The sequence below is a fragment of the Microbacterium canaveralium genome (genome assembly GCF_047238045.1).
In the GTDB taxonomy this organism is placed as follows: domain Bacteria; phylum Actinomycetota; class Actinomycetes; order Actinomycetales; family Microbacteriaceae; genus Microbacterium.
In genome coordinates, this window is sequence record NZ_JBDFMA010000003.1 from 2,255,299 (window position 1) to 2,272,739 (window position 17,441).

Genomic DNA, 17,441 nt, shown 5'->3' on the forward strand with positions numbered 1-17,441 from the left:
CGACCGGGATGCCGCGCACCACCGGCCCCGGGCGACCGGGCGTTACGCCGCGAGCGCCAGGTACGGCTCCCAGCGCGGGTCGGACTTGTCGACTCCGCGAACCGTCCACGAGGATCCGTGCGGAGGAGCCGGGACCAGCCGCAACTCCCACATCATCTCCTGGGGCGTGCGGTCGCCCTTGACGTTGTTGCAGCGCAAGCAGCACGCGACCAGGTTCTCCCACGTGTCCTTGCCCCCGCGTGACCGGGGCAGCACATGGTCGATCGTGGAAGCGGCCTTCCCGCAGTACCCGCAGCGGTGCGCGTCGCGACGCAGCACCCCCCGACGGGTCACCGGCACGCGACGCGCGCCGGGAACGCGCACGTAACGGGTCAGGATGATCACCGCGGGACGATCGTACGTGCCCGCCGCTGCCCAGACAGGATCACCGTCCACGCGTTCGACGACGGTGGCCTTCTCGTTCATCACGAGCACGAGGGCTCGCTTGAACGACACCACGGCGAGCGGCTCGTAGCCGGCGTTCAGCACCAGTGTGCGCATTCCGTTTCCTCTCGAATGGCCGAGACGGCTTCTCGGATGTTCGACTCGTGACGGAAAGAGAGCTGCAGGGGTATGAAAAAGGCGCCGTCTATGCAGACAGCGCCTCAGAAGTCGCGGTGAACCCGCGGCATCCGCTCACACGATGCCGAAGAACGAGCAGCCCGAGCGCATCCATGGTGCGGATGCGAGGCATGGTGTCCATCAGCTTTCCCTTCGGTTCTCCCGACGTCGCGAACAGGCTAACCCACGGCGACACGCCCGGGGTCCGCTCCACAGGGAAACGACAGACGGCGTGTCGGAGAACGATGGTCTCCGACACGCCGTCTGAGGGGTGTGATCAGCCCGCGTTCTGCTGCAGCCAGGCGTAGGGGTCGACCACGGAACCATTGATGTGCACCTCGAAGTGCAAATGGTTGGCGGTCGAGCTGCCCGTCGAACCGACGAGTCCGATGAGCTGTCCCGCGGCGACGGTCTGACCCGCCTGAACCTGACGGCTGCCATAGGTCATGTGGCCGTAGGTCGTGGAGACCTTCTGGCCGTTGATGACGTGCTCGATGACGATGCCGACGCCGTAACCGCCGTAGCTCTCGGACGACACGCTCACCACACCGCCGGCGGCGGCGAAGATGGGCTGCCCCTGAGGCGCGAGCAGGTCGACGCCCTGGTGGTAGCCGGAGTCCCACAGACCGCGGCCCAGGATGTAGTTCGTGAGCGGCCAACGCACCTCGCCCGAGCCGGGCGCGGTCATGTTGAGGTTGATCGAGGAGACGGCGACGTTCGCGCTGGCGGCCAGCTGGCGCGCACGTTCGGCGGCAGCCGCGGCGGCGGCTTCCTGATCCTTCTTCTTCTGGATCTCTTCGGCCGTGGTGGCCGAGTAGCTGCTGCGATCGAGAGTCTCGGCGTTCGCGTTCGACGCGACGACGAGCGACTGGTTGTCGGGAGCCGACATCTCTTGCAGCGTCATCGTCTCGGCCGCGGGCAGAGAAGCGGCGTACGCGGGGATGGCGACCGTCGCGACGAGGCCGGCGACCATCGACAGGATGACCGCGCTGCGCAGAGGCTTCCCTCCTCGCCGGAAGGACGAGCCGGAGCGGGGCGCCGAAGCGGGTCGGGCGACCGTCGGCGAGGCGACCACGGGGGTTCGCTGGGGGCGGCGGGCGGGTCGGGTGACCGCAGCGCGCGCGCTCTTTCGAGTCTGACCCGCTACGCGGACCTCGGGCAGGTCCTCAACGGGATCGGTGTGTTCAGCCAAATTTCCTCCGGCGCCTCTGCGTTCGTACGCTGGCTCGTCAGCACTCGATTTGGGGGCACGATGTGCGGGCTTCACCCTCTGCGGACGACGAGCCGATGAGGCAAACCGCGAGGGGTCCGACGGCGGGCTTCTCGCCTGTGGACCTTCAGAGGCTACCCGAAGATAACGAAACTGTCACGCCAGGCGACGGGGTGTACAGGAGATGGCCGGGATGCGACGACCCGCCGGACGGTGGAGGTCAGGCCTCGTCGACGAGGAAGATGTGCGACGCGACTTCGACGGGCAGTTCGAGGCCGTCGTCGACCCCGTCCATCTCGACGAGGACGTAGCCCTCGTTGAAGCGGAAGCCGCCGCGGGCACCGGGCATGACACCGGCGGCCTTCAACTGCTGAAGAAGCTCGGGATCGACCTGCGCCGGCTCGGCGAGACGTCGAACGGTACCCGAGATCGGCCCACCGGCATCCGTCAGCCTCCGCACCAGTCCCACGACGCCCTGTTCGAACGTCATGCTGGCGACGTCGCCGAGCTGATCCAGCCCGGGGATCGGGTTGCCGTAGGGCGACTCGGTGGGGTGCCCGAGCAGTTCGACGAGGCGGCGCTCGACCTGCTCGCTCATGACGTGCTCCCAGCGGCAGGCCTCGTCGTGGACATACGCCCAGTCGAGACCGATCACATCGCTGAGCAAGCGCTCGGCCAGGCGATGCTTGCGCATGACGTCGACGGCCTTCTGTCGTCCGTCGTCGGTGAGCTCGAGTCGGCGGTCTTCCGACACGACGACGAGTCCGTCGCGCTCCATGCGGCCGACCGTCTGCGAGACGGTCGGACCCGAGTGACCGAGACGTTCCGAGATGCGGGCACGCAGGGGGACGATGTTCTCTTCCTCCAGCTCGAGGATGGTGCGCAGGTACATCTCGGTGGTGTCGATGAGATCGGTCATTCAGCAATCCTCGGGCGTCGTGGCGGTCTTCTCAGCCTACCGACCCCATACGACACACGCGCCGGTCTCGCCTGACCCCCGCCCTAGAATCGACGCATGCCGCATGTGGACCTTCCCACCGACCTCCTGCCCGCCGACGGCCGCTTCGGATGCGGCCCTTCGAAGGTGCGCGGTGCGCAGCTCGAAGCACTCGTCACCCGTGGCGCCACCATCCTCGGAACCTCGCACCGCCAGGCGCCGGTGAAGAACCTCGTCGCCAGCACGCGGGAGCGGCTCGCCGAGCTGTTCCGCCTGCCCGAGGGCTACGAGATCATCCTCGGCAACGGCGGTTCGACGGCCTTCTGGGATGCCGCGGCCTTCGGTCTCATCGAGAACCGCAGCCAGAACCTCGTCTCCGGCGAGTTCGGCGGCAAGTTCGCCGCCGCGGCCGCCGCGCCGTGGCTGCAGGCACCCGACGTGCGCCGTGCCGAGCCCGGCACGCGCGCGGCGTTCGAAGCCGTCGAGGGCGTCGACGTCTACGCGTGGCCGCACAACGAGACCTCGACGGGTGTCGCCGCTCCCGTCACCCGCGTGCACGGCGACGCCGGGGCGCTGACCGTCATCGACGCGACCAGCGCCGCGGGCGGGATCGACTTCGACGTCGCCGAGGCCGATGTCTACTACTTCGCTCCGCAGAAGAACCTGGGCTCCGACGGCGGACTCTGGTACGCCGCCGTCTCGCCCGCCGCGATCGAGCGGATCGAGCGGATCGCGGCATCCGGTCGTTACATCCCCGAGTTCCTCAGCTTGAAGAACGCGGTCGACAACTCCCGGCTGCAGCAGACGTTGAACACCCCGGCGCTGGCGACTCTCCTGCTCCTGGATGAGCAGCTGGGCTGGATCCTCGACAACGGGGGCCTGTCCTGGGCCGGTGCCCGCACGGCGGAGTCGTCCTCGGCTCTCTACGACTGGGCCGAGGCGAGCGAGGTCGCGACCCCGTTCGTGGCAGATCCCGCCGACCGCTCCCCCGTCGTCGTGACGATCGACTTCGACGAGTCGATCGACGCCGCCGCCATTGCCAAGAGCCTTCGCGCGAACGGGATCGTCGACACCGAGCCGTACCGGAAGCTCGGTCGCAATCAGCTGCGCATCGCGACCTTCGTCTCGATCGAGCCCGACGACGTCCGCCGTCTCATCGGCGCGATCGACTACACGATCGAGCGCCTCCCCCAGGCCTGACCCTCATCTGACGAGAAGCCGCCCCGCTCGCGCGGGGCGGCTTCTGCCGTTTCGGGGGTCGTGCGCAGGATGCCGCTGACGACGCGTCGACTCAGTAGCTCCGCTCGTGCTCGTCGTCGTCATCGAGCTCGTCGTCGCCTGCGGCCTCGTCGTCGGCCTCGTCATCCGAGTCGTCGCCCTCGACATCGTCATCGGAGTCGTCCCCCTCGACATCGTCATCGTCCGAGCCCTCGGCGGACTCGTCCAGCTCGTCGATGTCGACGCCGTCGAGGTCTCCGGCGTGCAACCGGGCCTTCGGCTCGTCGTCCTCATCGTCGTCGGACTCGTCTTCGGCATCCTCGTCGTCGAGGTCATCGTCGTCGAGGTCATCGTCGTCGAGGTCGTCCTCGTCCAGATCGTCCGCGTCCGACTCATCGCCCGCGGCGGCCGCCGCAACCTGAGCGGCCTGGTACTCGGCGAGGCGTTGCGCCCAGGGCACCCAGTCGGGTGCGAGCAGTGCACCTTCGCCGGGAAGCAGCTCGGTCTCGAGAACGGTCGGCTCGGCACCCTCGACGACGGCGAGGGTCACGGTCCAGTGCCAGCCCGGGTATCCGGCGAGGCGGGTGTGGAACCAGAGCGACACGACGTCATCGTCTTCCACGACATGACCGACCGCCGGTCCGATGGTGTCGGCCGGGGTGATCTCGCGCAACGCCGCGAGCGCGAGGTCGTGCGCGTGGAGCAGCCGCTCGTCGGCGACGGGCTCAGGCTTCGAAGTCATCGGCGACCTTACGCAGGACCGCAGCGATCTTGTTCGCGTGTGCGCCGCTGGGGTAGCGCCCGCGACGCAGGTCACCGCCGATTCCGTCGAGGAGCTTGACGAGGTCTTCGACGATGATCGCCATGTCATCAGCGGGCTTGCGGGAACGCTTGGACATGCTGACGGGAGCCTCGAGCACGCGCACCGACAGGGCCTGCAGACCGCGCTTGCCATCGGCCACACCGAACTCCAGTCGCGTGCCGGCCTTGGGCGCGGCGGTCCCGGCGGGTAGGGCGGTGGCGTGCAGGAACACGTCCTGGCCGTCATCGGTGGTGATGAAGCCGAAGCCCTTCTCTTCGTCGTAGAACCTGACCTTGCCGGTGGGCATGGACACCTCGCTGAGTGTGTGCGCGATCGCGCGGCGGAACTCGGAACCCGATCGGATCCCGGCCCCCCAGCCTACGGCACGGCCGCCAGGCGCTAGGCTGACGACGATGAGCACGCGCACCCCCGACGGCGATGTCCCGATCCGTCGCATCGACCGCATCCTGGCGTTCATGTCGCTCGGGCTGGGAATCGTGTCGATCGTGTGCTTCTTCGTCGTCATCCTCGCCCGGCCCGCCGGCGTGACCGACTTCGGCGAGGGCATCTGGCCCACCATCGTGGTGCTGCCCCTCATTGCGCTTCCGGTCGCCTTCCTCATGATGATGGCCGTGCTCATCATGAGCTTCGTGCGAAGGGCACGCGCCAACAGGGGACGCTGACGTGCCCGAGACCTCCGATCAACGCGCACTGGCGGTCTCGTTGAGCGCTCTCCGAGACGAGGCCCTCGCTCACCTGTTCGCCGCGCGTCATGTGTCGGCATCCGCGACGTGGCGTGACATGTTCGATGCGGCCGACGCGCTCCTCGACTCCTCGTCGATCGGCCGGGCGTTGCCCCTCGTGAATCGCCGGGAGGCCGAGGCCCTGGTCGCGGCGATCGATGGCGCCCTCGTTCCGGATGCCGTTCGGCCACCGCTCCAGGACATGGCTCTCGTCGACGCCAACGGCCGCGTGTATGCCGCGGTCGCCGCGGCCCTCGCCGAGATTGCGCCCGACGGTCTCCCCCAGGCCGGGGTCGAGCCTCGTGTCGACGCGGCCGACGACGCCGCGGCTGCCGAGTCGGCGTTCACCCACGCTGCCGCTCTCGCCGACGTCCTGCTCCTCACCCTGGAGTCCCCCCTGGGTCGCATCGGGTCGGGTTCGCTGGGCGCCAGCGAGCGCCGCCGTCTCGTGGATTCGGGCGCCGCACGCTCGGCGGAGGAGGCGGATCTCCTGGTCGGGATGGCCGCACGGACGGGTCTGCTGGGCTCGAACGGGCGCGCATGGCTCGTCACGCCCGCCGGCCGTTCCTGGCTGCGCCTCCCCACTCTCGAGAGGTGGGCCAGCACCGCTCGGGCGCTGCGTGACGCACTTCCCGCGGCATACCGCACGCCGTCGGGCGCGTGGATGCCGCAGGCGGCGTGGGCGGGAGCCACCCCGTTCGACCCCGCCGGCGAAGAGCGCGCGGCGCGATGGGCTCACCGGCTGCGGGCATGGGGGCTGCTCGACGCGCGGGGCGCGGTGCCCGTCTGGGGTCGGGGTCTGGCCGAGGGCGGCGACGTGGATGCCTCCGCTCTCCGTGCCCTGCTGCCGCCCGAGGTCGATCGCGTCTACCTGCAGAACGACCTGACCGCCATCGCTCCGGGCCCGCTCGCGCCGCACCTCGACGTCCGTCTGCGCGGGATGGCGGTGCGCGAGTCCCGCGCGCAGGCGTCGAGCTACCGCTTCAGCGCCGCGACGATCGGCGCGGCGATCACGGCCGGCGAGACGGCCGACAGTTTGCGCGACTTCCTCACGGGCATCTCACTCACCGGCCTTCCCCAGCCGCTCGCGTACGTCATCGAGCGCACCGCGGCGGAGCATGGACGCGTCCGCGTCGCCGCTGACTCGGCATCCGGTCTCACGACGGTCCGCACGGATGACGAGACGCTGCTGCGGGCCATGGAAGTCGACACGTCGCTGCGATCGGTCGCTCTCACCCGCTCGGGAGCCGAACTCATCACGCACGTCGCGGCCGATGTGGTCTTCTGGGCGCTCAGCGACGCCCGCTACCCGGCTGTGGCGGTCGACGACGAGGGCCGTCCGCGCGCGGTGGAGCGGGCGAAGCTGGCCGTGGCCGAGAGCCCGGACGATCCGACGGATGTCTACGCTCCCCTCATTGCGCGTCTGCGCGCAGGCGGAGAGGACTCGGATGCCGCGTGGCTCGAGCGCGAGCTCGATCAGGCGGTCCGCGCCCGCGCGGTCGTCGACGTGACCGTGCGTCTGCCCGACGGATCGTCGCGAGTGTTCCGGCTCGAAGCGACCGGGCTCGGCGGTGGACGTCTGCGCGGACGCGACCGCGCCGCCGACGTGGAGCGGACCCTGCCGCTGTCCCACATCGTCTCGATCACCCCCGCCGTCTGAGACCAGCGACGACGCCTCCCCCGGCGCACCGGTAGACTCGAACGCTATGGCTGACGGCCCCCTTATCGTTCAGAGCGACCGCACGGTGCTCCTCGAGGTAGCGCATCCCGAGGCGGAAACCGCGAGGCACGAGCTCGCGGTGTTCGCCGAGCTGGAACGGGCTCCGGAGCACATCCACACCTACCGCATCACTCGGCTCGGCCTGTGGAACGCCCGCGCGGCCGGACATGACGCGGACGCGATGCTGCAGACGCTCGACAAGTGGTCGCGCTTCCCGGTCCCGGCGTCGGTGAGCACCGACATCCGCGAGACCGTCGGGAGGTACGGCCGACTGGTCATCGAGCGGGATGACGAGGGCGCCCTCGTCCTGCGCTCCACCGACCCGGCGGTGCTCGGCGAGGTCTCGCGCAACAAGCGCATCTCGCCGCTGCTCATCGGCCACCCCACCCCCGACAGCTACACCGTCGATGCCTGGGCGCGCGGCCACATCAAGCAGGAGCTGCTGAAGATCGGCTGGCCCGCGGAAGATCTCGCCGGCTATACGCCCGGCACGCCGCACCCGATCGACCTCGACGAGGACGGCTGGCAGCTCCGGCCCTACCAGCGACAGGCGGTGGAGTCCTTCTCCGAGGGCGGCTCCGGTGTCGTCGTGCTTCCGTGCGGGGCGGGCAAGACCCTCGTCGGGGCAGGGGCGATGGCCGAGACCCGCACGACCACGCTCATCCTCGTGACCAACACCGTCAGCGCCCGCCAGTGGCGCGATGAACTGCTGCGCCGCACGAGCCTGACCCCGGAAGAGATTGGCGAGTACTCGGGCCAGTCCAAGGAGATCAAGCCGGTCACGATCGCGACGTACCAGATCCTCACCGCCAAGCGGGGAGGCAAGTACGCTCACCTGGCCCTGCTCGACGCGTTGGACTGGGGTCTCGTGCTCTACGACGAGGTGCACCTGCTCCCGGCACCGGTGTTCAAGCTCACCGCCGATCTGCAGGCTCGCCGCCGCCTGGGCCTGACCGCGACCCTCGTGCGCGAGGACGGGCGTGAGGGCGACGTGTTCAGCCTCATCGGCCCCAAGCGGTTCGACGCGCCGTGGAAGGAGATCGAGGCACAGGGCTTCATCTCGCCCGCCGCCTGCTACGAGGTCCGCATCGACCTGCCTGCCGACGAGCGCCTCGAGTACGCCGCCGCAGCCGACGAAGACCGCTACCGCCTGGCCGCGACGGCCCCGGCGAAGATCGACGTCGTCAAGCGCCTCGTCGATCGGCATCCGGGCGAGCGCGTCCTCGTGATCGGTCAGTATCTCGATCAGATCGACGAGCTCGCCGAGGCTCTCCACGCCCCGAAGATCACCGGTGCCACGCCGGTCACCGAGCGCGAGGAGCTGTTCCAGGCGTTCCGCGAGGGCACGATCTCGCTGCTCGTGGTCTCCAAGGTCGCGAACTTCTCCGTCGACCTGCCCGAGGCCTCCGTCGCCGTGCAGGTGTCGGGGTCTTTCGGTTCGCGCCAGGAGGAGGCGCAGCGTCTGGGCCGCCTGCTCCGACCGAAGCAGTCGGGGCACACGGCGAGCTTCTACACGCTCATCGCGCGCGACACCGTCGACCAGGATTTCGCGCAGAACCGTCAGCGTTTCCTGGCCGAGCAGGGCTACGCCTACACGATTCTGGATGCCGAGGGGATCGGTGCCGCGGCGGCCTGAGCCCTACCAGCGCTCGGCGTTTCTCGCGATATCCAGCGCTTCCTTGAGTGAAGTCACGATAATGGGCGCATGACAGCACCGCGCATCCTCGTCGTCGACGACGAACCCAACATCCGCGACCTGCTCATTACGAGCTTGCGTTTCGCCGGATTCCAGGTCCGAGCCGTCGCCAACGGCGCGCAGACCATCTCAGCGGTTCTCGAGGAAGAACCCGACCTCATCGTGCTCGACGTGATGCTTCCCGACATGAACGGGTTCAGCGTCACGAAGCGCCTCCGCGGCGCCGGGTACACCGCCCCGATCCTGTTCCTCACCGCGAAGGACGAGACCGAGGACAAGATCACCGGCCTGAACGCCGGCGGCGACGACTACGTCACGAAGCCCTTCAGCCTCGACGAGATCGTCGCCCGCATCCAGGCGATCCTCCGCCGCACGATGCAGGCGGATGAGGAGTCGGTCATCCGCACCGGTGAGCTCACGATGGACCAGGACACGCACGATGTCAGCGTCGGCGACGTTTCGATCGACCTGAGCCCGACCGAATTCAAGCTCCTTCGCTATCTGATGCTCAACCCGAACCGCGTGCTGTCGAAGGCACAGATCCTCGACCACGTCTGGGAGTACGACTTCAACGGTGACGCCGGCATCGTCGAGAGCTACATCTCGTACCTCCGTCGCAAGATCGACCCGCACTCCTCGGAGCCGCTCATCCAGACCAAGCGCGGATTCGGCTACATGCTGAAGTCCGGCAAGACCGCCTGAGCGGAGAGCGATCCTGGAGAATTCCGACGATGCACTGACGCACTGGTGGCGCCGGCTGAGCCTTCGCACGAAGGTCACCGGCGTCACCGTGACCCTGCTGGCGGTCGGCCTCGTCGCCGCGGGCATCGGTACCCTGGTGTTCCTTCGCACAACCCTCATCAACAATCTGGACGAGCAGCTCGGGCAGCAGGCGGCGGGCAACATCGCCAACAGCATCTTCGTCACGGACGACAACGACGGTCAGCTCACCTTCACGCAGGTCGACAACGCGCCCCAGATCGGGTCCATGGTCGTGGTGTACGGCCCCGACGGTCAGCGCGTGGCGTTCTACAACGGCACGGCCATGAAGACGGTGCCGCAGCTGCCCGAGACCTTCTCGGTCGAGCAGACCTATGGTCAAGTCGACCGACGCATCGACCTCGAGGACCCGGTGTCGGGGCAGCATTTCCTCGCGCGCGTGGGGCTGCTGCAGGTACCGGGCAACAACAGCCTCTACACGCAGATGGTCGTCCAGCCGCTGGCACCGACCGACCGGATCGTGGCGGCGTACATCGGCATCTACGGTTTCGTCGCCCTGTTGATCCTTATCGCCAGCGCGCTGCTGACCCGCGCCCTCGTCACCCTCACGTTCCGCAGCCTCGGGCAGGTCGAGACCACCGCGATGGACATCGCCGCCGGTGACTTCAGCCAGCGCCTGACGGACATCGTCCCCGATACCGAGGTGGGCAGGCTCAAGGCGGCCATCAATGCGATGCTCGGGCGCATCGACGGCGCCCTGAATCAGCGGGATGCCACGGTGCGGCAGATGCGCCGGTTCATCGGTGACGCGAGCCACGAGCTGCGCACCCCGCTCGTGACGATGCGCGGATACGCCGAGCTGTACCGGATGGGGGCCATCCACTCCGACGAGGACGTTGCTCAGGCGATGGAGCGGATCGAGAAGGAGGCCATCCGCATGGGCGCTCTCGTCGAAGACCTCCTCGCCCTCGCCCGTCTCGACGAGCGGCGCGATGTGGCGATCACGACCCTCGATCTCCGTCCCATCGCCCGGGATGCCGCGCTCGACCTCCGCGTGACGTCCCCGCAGCGAGAGGTGACCGTCGACGACACGACCGGCCGCGCGGCGATCGTGCTCCCTGTGATGACCATCGATCCCGAACTGCCAGCGGACGGTAGCGCGGAAACGAACCGCCGCAGGGTCGCTCCGACCACCTCGGCGATGGCGATCGCGGGCGCCACTCTCTCGCGGTTGCGTCGACGCAGAGACGCAACCGCCGACTCCGGACCTGCGGACGGCGATGTGGCCGCCAAGGCGGCTGAGGCTCCGACTCGCCGCGTCCCGAGCCTGGCTCCGATCGTCCTCGGCGACGAGAACCGCGTCCGTCAGGTCGTGGCGAACCTCCTCGGCAATGCTCGTCGCTTCACCGCTGACGACTCCCCCATCGGCCTGCGCGTCGGCGTCGACGCAGACACCGACATGGGGTGGATCGAGATCATCGATCATGGCGAGGGCGTGCCAGAGCAGATCCGCGAGCAGATCTTCCAGCGATTCTGGCGCGCGGACACCTCGCGCACGCGCGAAACCGGCGGCTCGGGCCTCGGTCTGTCGATCGTGGCATCCATCGTCGACCTGCTCCACGGCACGGTCGAGGTGCGAGACACTCCGGGCGGCGGCGCGACCTTCCGCGTCTCCCTCCCTCTCGCCGATCGCCGCAACGCGCAGGAGCACGCGCTGATCGAGACGCAGCCTCTCGAGCGCTTGCCGGAGAACTACCAGCCCGACGCCGACGCCTCCGCGTGATGCCGGGTCTCCTTGACCCTGACACGGTGTGAGAGGACACGATGACGTCATGGCCGAGACCACGAACCTGATGAGCATCGGTCGGTTCAGCTCGCTGAGTCGACTATCGGTGAGGATGTTGCGTCATTACGACCACCACGGCGTGCTCGTACCCGCCCATATCGATCCCTGGACCGGATACCGGCGTTACGCCCCGCACCAGCTGGTCGATGCGGCCGACGTCCGCAACCTTCGTGACGTGGGCTTCGGCGTCTCCGCCATCGCCGCTCTCCTCGACGCCCGCGGGACACCGGCATGGCACAGGGCGTTGCAGATGCAGCGCGCTGAGCTCGAAGCCGAAGCGCGTGCAGTACGGGAGCGAGTGTCGCTCATCACTCGACTACTCGGAGACGATCCCATGTCTATCACTCTCACACGCACCACTGTTCCCGCGGTGACCGCCGTTGCCCTGCGCGGTACCGTGCCGACCTATTCCGATGAAGGCCAGCTCTGGGGGCGTCTGATGCCCCTTCTAGCCGAGCAATCCCTCACACCGATCGGTCCGTGCGGGGTGATCGAGCACGATAACGCGTACGTCGAGCACGACGTCGACCTGTCGGTGTTCCTGCCGATCGAGGCGGGTATCACGGTGCAGGAACCGCTGCACCTGATCGAGCTGCCCGCGCGCGACTGTCTCGTCGCGCGCGTTCTCGGCCCCTACACGCAGATCAGCCAGGCGCACGATCGCATCAACGCCCGGCTGGCGGACGAGGGACTGAGCCCGCGCGCCGACGGAACGCTCGCGTCTCACGGGTTCAACATCTACCTGACCACGCCGGATCAGGTAGCCCCCGAAGACCTCATCACCGAGGTCTGCCGGCCTCTGGCCTGACCGGGAACGAAGAACGCCCCCTCCCGGAGGAGGGGGCGTTCTCTGTCTACCTAGGCGGGGATCAGAAGTCCATGCCGCCGGTCGGGTCGCCCGCGGGAGCGGCGACCTTCTCGGGCTTGTCGGCGACGACGACCTCGGTCGTGAGGAACAGACCGGCGATCGACGCGGCGTTCTGCAGCGCGGAGCGCGTCACCTTGGCCGGGTCGATGATGCCCTGTGCGAACAGGTCACCGTACTCGCCGGTCGCGGCGTTCAGACCGTGGCCGACGGGGAGCTCCGCGACCTTGTTGGCGACGACGCCCGGCTCGAGACCGGCGTTGAGCGCGATCTGCTTGAGCGGAGCCTCGATGGCCACCTTAACGATGTTCGCGCCGGTCGCCTCGTCGCCCGTGAGCTCGAGGTTCGCGAACGCGGTCTTGCCGGCCTGGATCAGGGCGACGCCACCACCGGCGACGACACCCTCTTCGACGGCCGCCTTGGCGTTGCGCACGGCGTCCTCGATGCGGTGCTTGCGCTCCTTGAGCTCGACCTCGGTGGCCGCGCCCGCCTTGATGACGGCCACGCCGCCGGCGAGCTTGGCGAGGCGCTCCTGGAGCTTCTCGCGGTCGTAATCGCTGTCGGTGTTCTCGATCTCGCGACGGATCTGGGTCACGCGACCCTCGATCAGCGCGGAGTCACCGGCACCCTCGACGATGGTGGTCTCGTCCTTGGTGATGATGACCTTGCGGGCACGGCCGAGCAGGTCGACGGTGGCGTTCTCGAGCTTGAGGCCGACCTCTTCGGTGATGACCTGTCCGCCGGTGAGGATCGCGATGTCCTGCAGCTGAGCCTTGCGACGGTCGCCGAAGCCGGGAGCCTTGACGGCAGCCGACTTGAAGATGCCGCGGATCTTGTTGAGCACGAGCGTCGCGAGAGCCTCGCCCTCGACGTCCTCGGCGATGATGAGGAGTTCCTTGCCCTCCTGGATCACCTTGTCGACGATGGGCAGAAGGTCCTTGATGTTCGAGATCTTCTGGTTCGCGATCAGGATGTAGGGGTCTTCGAAGACCGCTTCCTGGCGCTCGGGGTCGGTGACGAAGTAGGGGTTGATGTACCCCTTGTCGAAGCGCATGCCCTCGGTGAGCTCGAGCTCGGTGCCGAAGGTGTTGGACTCCTCGACGGTGACCACACCCTCCTTGCCGACCTTGTCGATCGCCTCGGCGATGAGCTCGCCGATCGCGGGGTCGGCGGCGGAGATCGACGCGGTCGCGGCGATCTGCTCCTTGGACTCAACTTCCTTGGCCGAGGCCAGGAGCTCGTCGGTGACGGCCTTGACGGCCTTCTCGATGCCCTTCTTGAGCGAGATGGGGTCAGCGCCGGCCGCGACGTTGCGCAGGCCCTCGCGGACGAGCGCCTGAGCGAGGACGGTCGCGGTGGTCGTTCCGTCACCGGCGACGTCGTCGGTCTTCTTGGCGACCTCCTTGACCAGCTCAGCGCCGATCTTCTCGTACGGGTCGTCGAGCTCGATCTCCTTGGCGATCGAGACACCGTCGTTCGTGATCGTGGGGGCGCCCCACTTCTTCTCCAGCACGACGTTGCGACCGCGGGGGCCCAGGGTCACCTTGACGGCGTCGGCCAGGGTGTTGAGGCCGCGCTCGAGACCGCGACGGGCCTCTTCGTCGAAAGCGATGATCTTTGCCATAAGTGTGTCGTCCCTCCCGGACGGGTGACTTCCAGATTTGGCACTCGACGAAAGCGAGTGCTAACTCATTCTGGCACTCGACCCTGGGGAGTGCAAGCCACGCGACGCCCGTGGAAACGGCAGCGCCGCGGCCCCCATGACGGGGGCCGCGGCGCGGCGGGAATCGCGAGAGGTCAGGCGATGAGTCGAACCGACTCAGCCTGAGGACCCTTCTGTCCGGACCCGACCGTGAACTCGACGGCCTGACCTTCTTCCAGGACCCGGAATCCGGACATCTCGATGTTCGAGTAGTGAACGAAGACATCCTGTCCGTCCGTCACGGTGATGAAGCCGTAACCCTTCTCGGCGTTGAACCATTTGACGGTGCCCTGCGTCATGCGAATCTCCTGTTGCTGAACGACGAGGTCATCGTAAGCACGCGGACACGGGCGGAATCGGCGCGAGCGGGCATTGTTGACACGGCGGCACCGAACTTTTTACGCCGCGGAAACACGCGGCGTCAGGGGCCTCACGGAGTCGGTTGGCCCGCGGTGCGATCGAGTCCGATCACCACGACCAGACGCTTCTCGGCGCCCTCGTCGTCGGGGGTGTTGGGGTCGTCCGTGGGCTGGAGGAAGTCGCTTTGCGCGACCTCGGCGCCGCCGATCGCCTCCGCCAGACCACGCGCGGCCTGCTCGTCCGCGGTGGTCCGGTAGTACACGGTCGTCGTGGCGAAGTCCGTCGTGTCCGAATCGCCGGTCTGCACGGAGTCGGAGGCCCATCCGAGGCCCACGATCTGGTCGCGCAGGTTGCCTGCCAAGCCGTCGTCGGGGGTCCCGTTGAGCACGACGACCGAGTACGACGTGTCGATGACCGCCGGAGTGCTCTCCGAGGGGGTCGGGCTCGGTCCCGCGTCAGACCCCAATGAGATGCGGCCGGATGCCACCAGCACACCGAAGATGCCCACGATCACCAAGACGATGGTGGTCAGCGCCGCCCAGAAGAAGATTGCCCACCCGCGGGAGCGGGGATGTTCGGCCCGGTGCGCGCCGACGCGGCCGCCGCCGGCCGGGAGGTCGTCGAAACGATCCCGTGGGAAGGTCGATCTGGGCATTGGACGATGTTACCGGGCAGATTCTGTGGCTCCGTCAGCGCGCAGCCGTGCGCCCGAGACGAGCACGGTGCTGCTGGGCGGCCTCATCACGGCGCCGGCGCAGGCGTCGCACGAGCATGGGGTCCGCGGCCAACGCCTCCGGGTCGTCGAGCAGACGCCCCAGGAGTTGGTAGTAGCGAGCCGGGGCGAGGTCGAACTCCGACCGGATCGCCTCCTCTTTCGCACCGCCGTGCCGACGCCACTCACCCTCGAAGGCAAGGAAGGCGAGATCACGGTCGGAGAGGGCCACGTCGTCACGCTACTGCGTGACGATACGAAGATCCGGGATGCCACGCCACCCACGCGCCGAGCGGGTCGACGCTGGCCAGGACCTCGCCGTCGAGGGCGAGCGCGAACCCTCCCGGCCGCAGGTTCGGCGATCTGTTCCACGCGTCGTGGAGGCCCGCGGCATCCAGGGTCACCCATCGTCCGGCGGCGCGAGCGGCAGCGATGACGGCGTCGCGGTGCCGCCGTGGAACGTGCGCGAGGACGCCGGGAGTCGTCACCACGAGCGTCGCGTCGCGCGGGGCCCGCGCGGCGAGCCCGGGCAGAGACTCGGCTCCGTCGCCCGCGACGAGGAGCGGCGGATCGGCGGCGGCGATGTCGAGGGCGGCGGTGATGCGTTCGCGCCGACCCTCTTCCCCCGGCCACGCGAGGCCCGTCAACCAGGCGCGGTCTTCGGGGTCTCGCGCGTCGAGGGGCTGGAGATCGATTCCCGCGCGCCAGACGACCTCGGGCAGGCGCAGCGGTGGGTCGCCGTCGACGTCGGCCTCGAGGACGACCGCGCTGGGACCGTCCGCCGGGTCGAGAGCCGTCACCGCGTCGTCGGGCGACCGGAAGCGATACGAGTAGCGGTCAGGGTAGAGGCAGAGACCCCCGCTCGCGCCCACCTCGAGCAGAGCAATGGGCCCCTCGATGAGCGACAGCGCCGGCAGCAGGGCGGCACAGCGCAACGGCTCGTTGGTCTGCAGACTCCGCCGTCCGCACTCGGCGACGATCGCCTCCGCGTGCGCGACCACCCACTGCGCCCACGGATCGCCCGTCTGCGTCGGCGCGCCGAGCAGGCGCAGGACGGCGAAGACCAGCGGCGGCTGTCGGTGCGTGGCGGGGATCCTCGCGAGCGCCGCCGCAACCGCCGGGTCGACCGTCACCCGGCGCGCCCACTCCTCGTAGAGGCGGGACCGCCCCGGAGCCTCGTCGCGCGCGAAGCGCCCGTACCGGTCGACGACGGCGGTGATGGCATCCTGGTCCACTCCGTGATTATGCCGCCACGGCCATCGCGGTCCCTGGACACGAGAGAATGGACAGGACGAAGGAGACCATTCATGACCTACGCCGTCGAGAAGTCCGACGACCAGTGGCGGGCCGAGCTCACGCCCGAACAGTACGCGGTCCTGCGCCAGGCCGGAACCGAGCGCGCATGGACGGGCGAGCTGCTCGACGAGAGCCGGGCCGGCCTCTACACATGCGCCGCCTGCGGTGCCGAGCTGTTCCAGAGCGGGACGAAGTTCGATTCGCACTGCGGATGGCCGAGCTTCTACGAGTCCGTCAAGCCCGAGGCCGTCGAGCTGATCGAGGACAACAGCCACGGCATGCAGCGCACCGAGGTGCGTTGCGCCAACTGCGGCTCGCACCTGGGCCACGTGTTCCCCGACGGATTCGGGACGCCCACGGGCGACCGCTACTGCATGAACTCGCTGTCGCTGAGTTTCAGCCCCGCCGACGAGGCATGAGCGCGCTGGAGGCGATGCGCGACCGCCGGTCGTGGTCGAAGGTCACCGATCTCGCCCCCACCGGACCCGAGCTCGAGGCCTTCGTTTCGGCGGCCGGTCGCGTAGCCGATCACAAGTCGCTGCGGCCGTGGCGTCTGATCGAGATCCGCGGGGCCGACCGCGACGTCCTCGCCCGTGCGCTGAACAAGGCCGACGGCAAGAAGGGCCTTTCCTCGAAGCCGCGGCGCGCACCGCTCATCGTCGCCGTGGTGGCGGATCTGAGTTCGAAGAAGATCCCGGCATGGGAGCAGGAGGCCGTCGCCTCGGGCGTCGCCCACATGCTGAGCCTCGCACTCGATGAAGCGGGGTTCGGGGTGTTCTGGCGCACCGATGACAACACGCGCAGCAAGGTCCTCGCGAAGGCCCACGGCCTCACGAAGGGCGAGGTGCTGCTCGGGTGGCTCTACATCGGCGGCAAGCCCGTGCGGTCGCGCCCGACCCGGCGCAAGACCGTGGATGCCGCCAAGCACCTGTCGCGGATGCCGGGAGGCAAGAAGCGTCGGAAGGTCGACGAGGCGCACCTCTGATCCGCCCCGAAGCGCCGTCGCCGGTTCGC

Annotated in this window: 19 protein-coding genes; 9 read left to right on the plus strand and 10 right to left on the minus strand. The window is 68.6% G+C overall.

Going from position 1 to position 17,441, the window contains the following annotated elements; genetic code table 11:
* Positions 1-42: 42 nt before the first annotated feature.
* The 3 genes from ABC271_RS11780 to ABC271_RS11790 all read right to left on the minus strand — a co-directional run bounded on the left by ABC271_RS11780 (position 43) and on the right by ABC271_RS11790 (position 2,729).
* Positions 43-540, minus strand: a complete 498-nt coding sequence (locus ABC271_RS11780) for an HNH endonuclease (RefSeq protein ID WP_412925044.1) — start codon at positions 538-540, stop codon at positions 43-45.
* Between the two features lie 337 nt (positions 541-877).
* On the minus strand, positions 878-1,675 hold the full coding sequence (locus ABC271_RS11785; protein WP_412925045.1) for a M23 family metallopeptidase: 798 nt from the start codon (positions 1,673-1,675) through the stop codon (positions 878-880).
* Between the two features lie 355 nt (positions 1,676-2,030).
* Positions 2,031-2,729 (minus strand): iron-dependent transcriptional repressor DtxR, encoded by a 699-nt coding sequence (locus ABC271_RS11790; RefSeq protein ID WP_412925046.1) that lies wholly within the window; start codon positions 2,727-2,729, stop codon positions 2,031-2,033.
* Between the two features lie 96 nt (positions 2,730-2,825).
* On the opposite strand from ABC271_RS11790, the gene serC reads away from it, so the two are divergent.
* The gene (serC, locus tag ABC271_RS11795; RefSeq protein ID WP_412925047.1) at positions 2,826-3,947 is read left to right on the plus strand and encodes a phosphoserine transaminase; all 1,122 of its coding nucleotides are present in this window, start codon (positions 2,826-2,828) and stop codon (positions 3,945-3,947) included.
* 91 nt (positions 3,948-4,038) lie between these two features.
* On the opposite strand, the gene ABC271_RS11800 is transcribed toward serC, so the two are convergent.
* Both ABC271_RS11800 and ABC271_RS11805 read right to left on the minus strand, forming a co-directional pair.
* A complete protein-coding gene (locus ABC271_RS11800) occupies positions 4,039-4,707 on the minus strand; it encodes a DUF3027 domain-containing protein (RefSeq protein WP_412925048.1) in 669 nt (222 codons plus the stop codon).
* Positions 4,691-5,074 carry a cold-shock protein gene (locus ABC271_RS11805; RefSeq protein ID WP_412926153.1) on the minus strand — a complete coding sequence of 128 codons (384 nt, stop codon included), beginning with the start codon at positions 5,072-5,074 and terminating at the stop codon, positions 4,691-4,693. Before ABC271_RS11805 ends, ABC271_RS11800 begins: the two co-directional genes overlap by 17 nt.
* A gap of 106 nt (positions 5,075-5,180) precedes the next feature.
* Between ABC271_RS11805 and ABC271_RS11810 the strand changes: the two genes are divergently transcribed.
* The 6 genes from ABC271_RS11810 (at position 5,181) to ABC271_RS11835 (ending at position 12,300) form a co-directional block, all read left to right on the plus strand.
* Complete coding sequence (locus ABC271_RS11810; protein WP_412925049.1) at positions 5,181-5,450, plus strand: multidrug ABC transporter ATPase; 270 nt, start codon at positions 5,181-5,183, stop codon at positions 5,448-5,450.
* A gap of 1 nt (position 5,451) precedes the next feature.
* Positions 5,452-7,170, plus strand: a complete 1,719-nt coding sequence (locus ABC271_RS11815) for a helicase-associated domain-containing protein (protein ID WP_412925050.1) — start codon at positions 5,452-5,454, stop codon at positions 7,168-7,170.
* A gap of 46 nt (positions 7,171-7,216) precedes the next feature.
* Complete coding sequence (locus ABC271_RS11820) at positions 7,217-8,866, plus strand: DNA repair helicase XPB (protein ID WP_412925051.1); 1,650 nt, start codon at positions 7,217-7,219, stop codon at positions 8,864-8,866.
* A 69-nt stretch (positions 8,867-8,935) separates the two neighbouring features.
* Complete coding sequence (locus tag ABC271_RS11825) at positions 8,936-9,628, plus strand: response regulator transcription factor (RefSeq protein WP_128216810.1); 693 nt, start codon at positions 8,936-8,938, stop codon at positions 9,626-9,628.
* An 88-nt stretch (positions 9,629-9,716) separates the two neighbouring features.
* A complete protein-coding gene (locus tag ABC271_RS11830) occupies positions 9,717-11,429 on the plus strand; it encodes a sensor histidine kinase (RefSeq protein WP_412925052.1) in 1,713 nt (570 codons plus the stop codon).
* Positions 11,430-11,478: 49 nt separating this feature from the next.
* Positions 11,479-12,300: a MerR family transcriptional regulator gene (locus ABC271_RS11835; protein WP_412925053.1), complete on the plus strand. Its 822-nt coding sequence runs from the start codon at positions 11,479-11,481 to the stop codon at positions 12,298-12,300.
* A 61-nt stretch (positions 12,301-12,361) separates the two neighbouring features.
* Here the strand turns inward: ABC271_RS11835 and groL are convergent, their stop codons facing one another.
* From groL to ABC271_RS11860, 5 genes are all read right to left on the minus strand, one after another.
* Positions 12,362-13,981 (minus strand): chaperonin GroEL, encoded by a 1,620-nt coding sequence (gene groL / locus ABC271_RS11840; RefSeq protein ID WP_412925054.1) that lies wholly within the window; start codon positions 13,979-13,981, stop codon positions 12,362-12,364.
* 173 nt (positions 13,982-14,154) lie between these two features.
* Complete coding sequence (locus ABC271_RS11845; RefSeq protein ID WP_412925055.1) at positions 14,155-14,358, minus strand: cold-shock protein; 204 nt, start codon at positions 14,356-14,358, stop codon at positions 14,155-14,157.
* A 131-nt stretch (positions 14,359-14,489) separates the two neighbouring features.
* Positions 14,490-15,074, minus strand: coding sequence for a LytR C-terminal domain-containing protein (locus ABC271_RS11850; RefSeq protein WP_412925056.1), 585 nt, complete (start codon positions 15,072-15,074; stop codon positions 14,490-14,492).
* A gap of 34 nt (positions 15,075-15,108) precedes the next feature.
* Positions 15,109-15,363: a DUF3263 domain-containing protein gene (locus ABC271_RS11855; protein WP_412925057.1), complete on the minus strand. Its 255-nt coding sequence runs from the start codon at positions 15,361-15,363 to the stop codon at positions 15,109-15,111.
* Between the two features lie 4 nt (positions 15,364-15,367).
* Positions 15,368-16,366, minus strand: a complete 999-nt coding sequence (locus tag ABC271_RS11860) for a DUF2332 family protein (RefSeq protein WP_412925058.1) — start codon at positions 16,364-16,366, stop codon at positions 15,368-15,370.
* A 72-nt stretch (positions 16,367-16,438) separates the two neighbouring features.
* On the opposite strand from ABC271_RS11860, the gene msrB reads away from it, so the two are divergent.
* Positions 16,439-16,846, plus strand: coding sequence for a peptide-methionine (R)-S-oxide reductase MsrB (gene msrB, locus ABC271_RS11865; protein WP_412925059.1), 408 nt, complete (start codon positions 16,439-16,441; stop codon positions 16,844-16,846).
* A complete protein-coding gene (locus ABC271_RS11870; RefSeq protein ID WP_412925060.1) occupies positions 16,843-17,412 on the plus strand; it encodes a nitroreductase family protein in 570 nt (189 codons plus the stop codon). The genes msrB and ABC271_RS11870 overlap by 4 nt, the downstream gene beginning before the upstream one ends.
* Positions 17,413-17,441 lie beyond the last annotated feature (29 nt).

What these genes read in the sequence shown, in the direction of transcription:
- ABC271_RS11870 (WP_412925060.1), top strand. Translation starts at nt 16,843, where the DNA reads ATGAGCGCGCTGGAGGCGATGCGCGACCGCCGGTCGTGGTCGAAGGTC.
- ABC271_RS11850 (WP_412925056.1), bottom strand. Translation starts at nt 15,074, where the DNA reads ATGCCCAGATCGACCTTCCCACGGGATCGTTTCGACGACCTCCCGGCC.
- ABC271_RS11780 (WP_412925044.1), bottom strand. Translation starts at nt 540, where the DNA reads ATGCGCACACTGGTGCTGAACGCCGGCTACGAGCCGCTCGCCGTGGTG.
- msrB (WP_412925059.1), top strand. Translation starts at nt 16,439, where the DNA reads ATGACCTACGCCGTCGAGAAGTCCGACGACCAGTGGCGGGCCGAGCTC.
- ABC271_RS11820 (WP_412925051.1), top strand. Translation starts at nt 7,217, where the DNA reads ATGGCTGACGGCCCCCTTATCGTTCAGAGCGACCGCACGGTGCTCCTC.
- ABC271_RS11825 (WP_128216810.1), top strand. Translation starts at nt 8,936, where the DNA reads ATGACAGCACCGCGCATCCTCGTCGTCGACGACGAACCCAACATCCGC.
- ABC271_RS11790 (WP_412925046.1), bottom strand. Translation starts at nt 2,729, where the DNA reads ATGACCGATCTCATCGACACCACCGAGATGTACCTGCGCACCATCCTC.
- ABC271_RS11835 (WP_412925053.1), top strand. Translation starts at nt 11,479, where the DNA reads ATGGCCGAGACCACGAACCTGATGAGCATCGGTCGGTTCAGCTCGCTG.
- ABC271_RS11845 (WP_412925055.1), bottom strand. Translation starts at nt 14,358, where the DNA reads ATGACGCAGGGCACCGTCAAATGGTTCAACGCCGAGAAGGGTTACGGC.
- ABC271_RS11800 (WP_412925048.1), bottom strand. Translation starts at nt 4,707, where the DNA reads ATGACTTCGAAGCCTGAGCCCGTCGCCGACGAGCGGCTGCTCCACGCG.
- ABC271_RS11805 (WP_412926153.1), bottom strand. Translation starts at nt 5,074, where the DNA reads ATGCCCACCGGCAAGGTCAGGTTCTACGACGAAGAGAAGGGCTTCGGC.
- serC (WP_412925047.1), top strand. Translation starts at nt 2,826, where the DNA reads ATGCCGCATGTGGACCTTCCCACCGACCTCCTGCCCGCCGACGGCCGC.
- groL (WP_412925054.1), bottom strand. Translation starts at nt 13,981, where the DNA reads ATGGCAAAGATCATCGCTTTCGACGAAGAGGCCCGTCGCGGTCTCGAG.
- ABC271_RS11810 (WP_412925049.1), top strand. Translation starts at nt 5,181, where the DNA reads ATGAGCACGCGCACCCCCGACGGCGATGTCCCGATCCGTCGCATCGAC.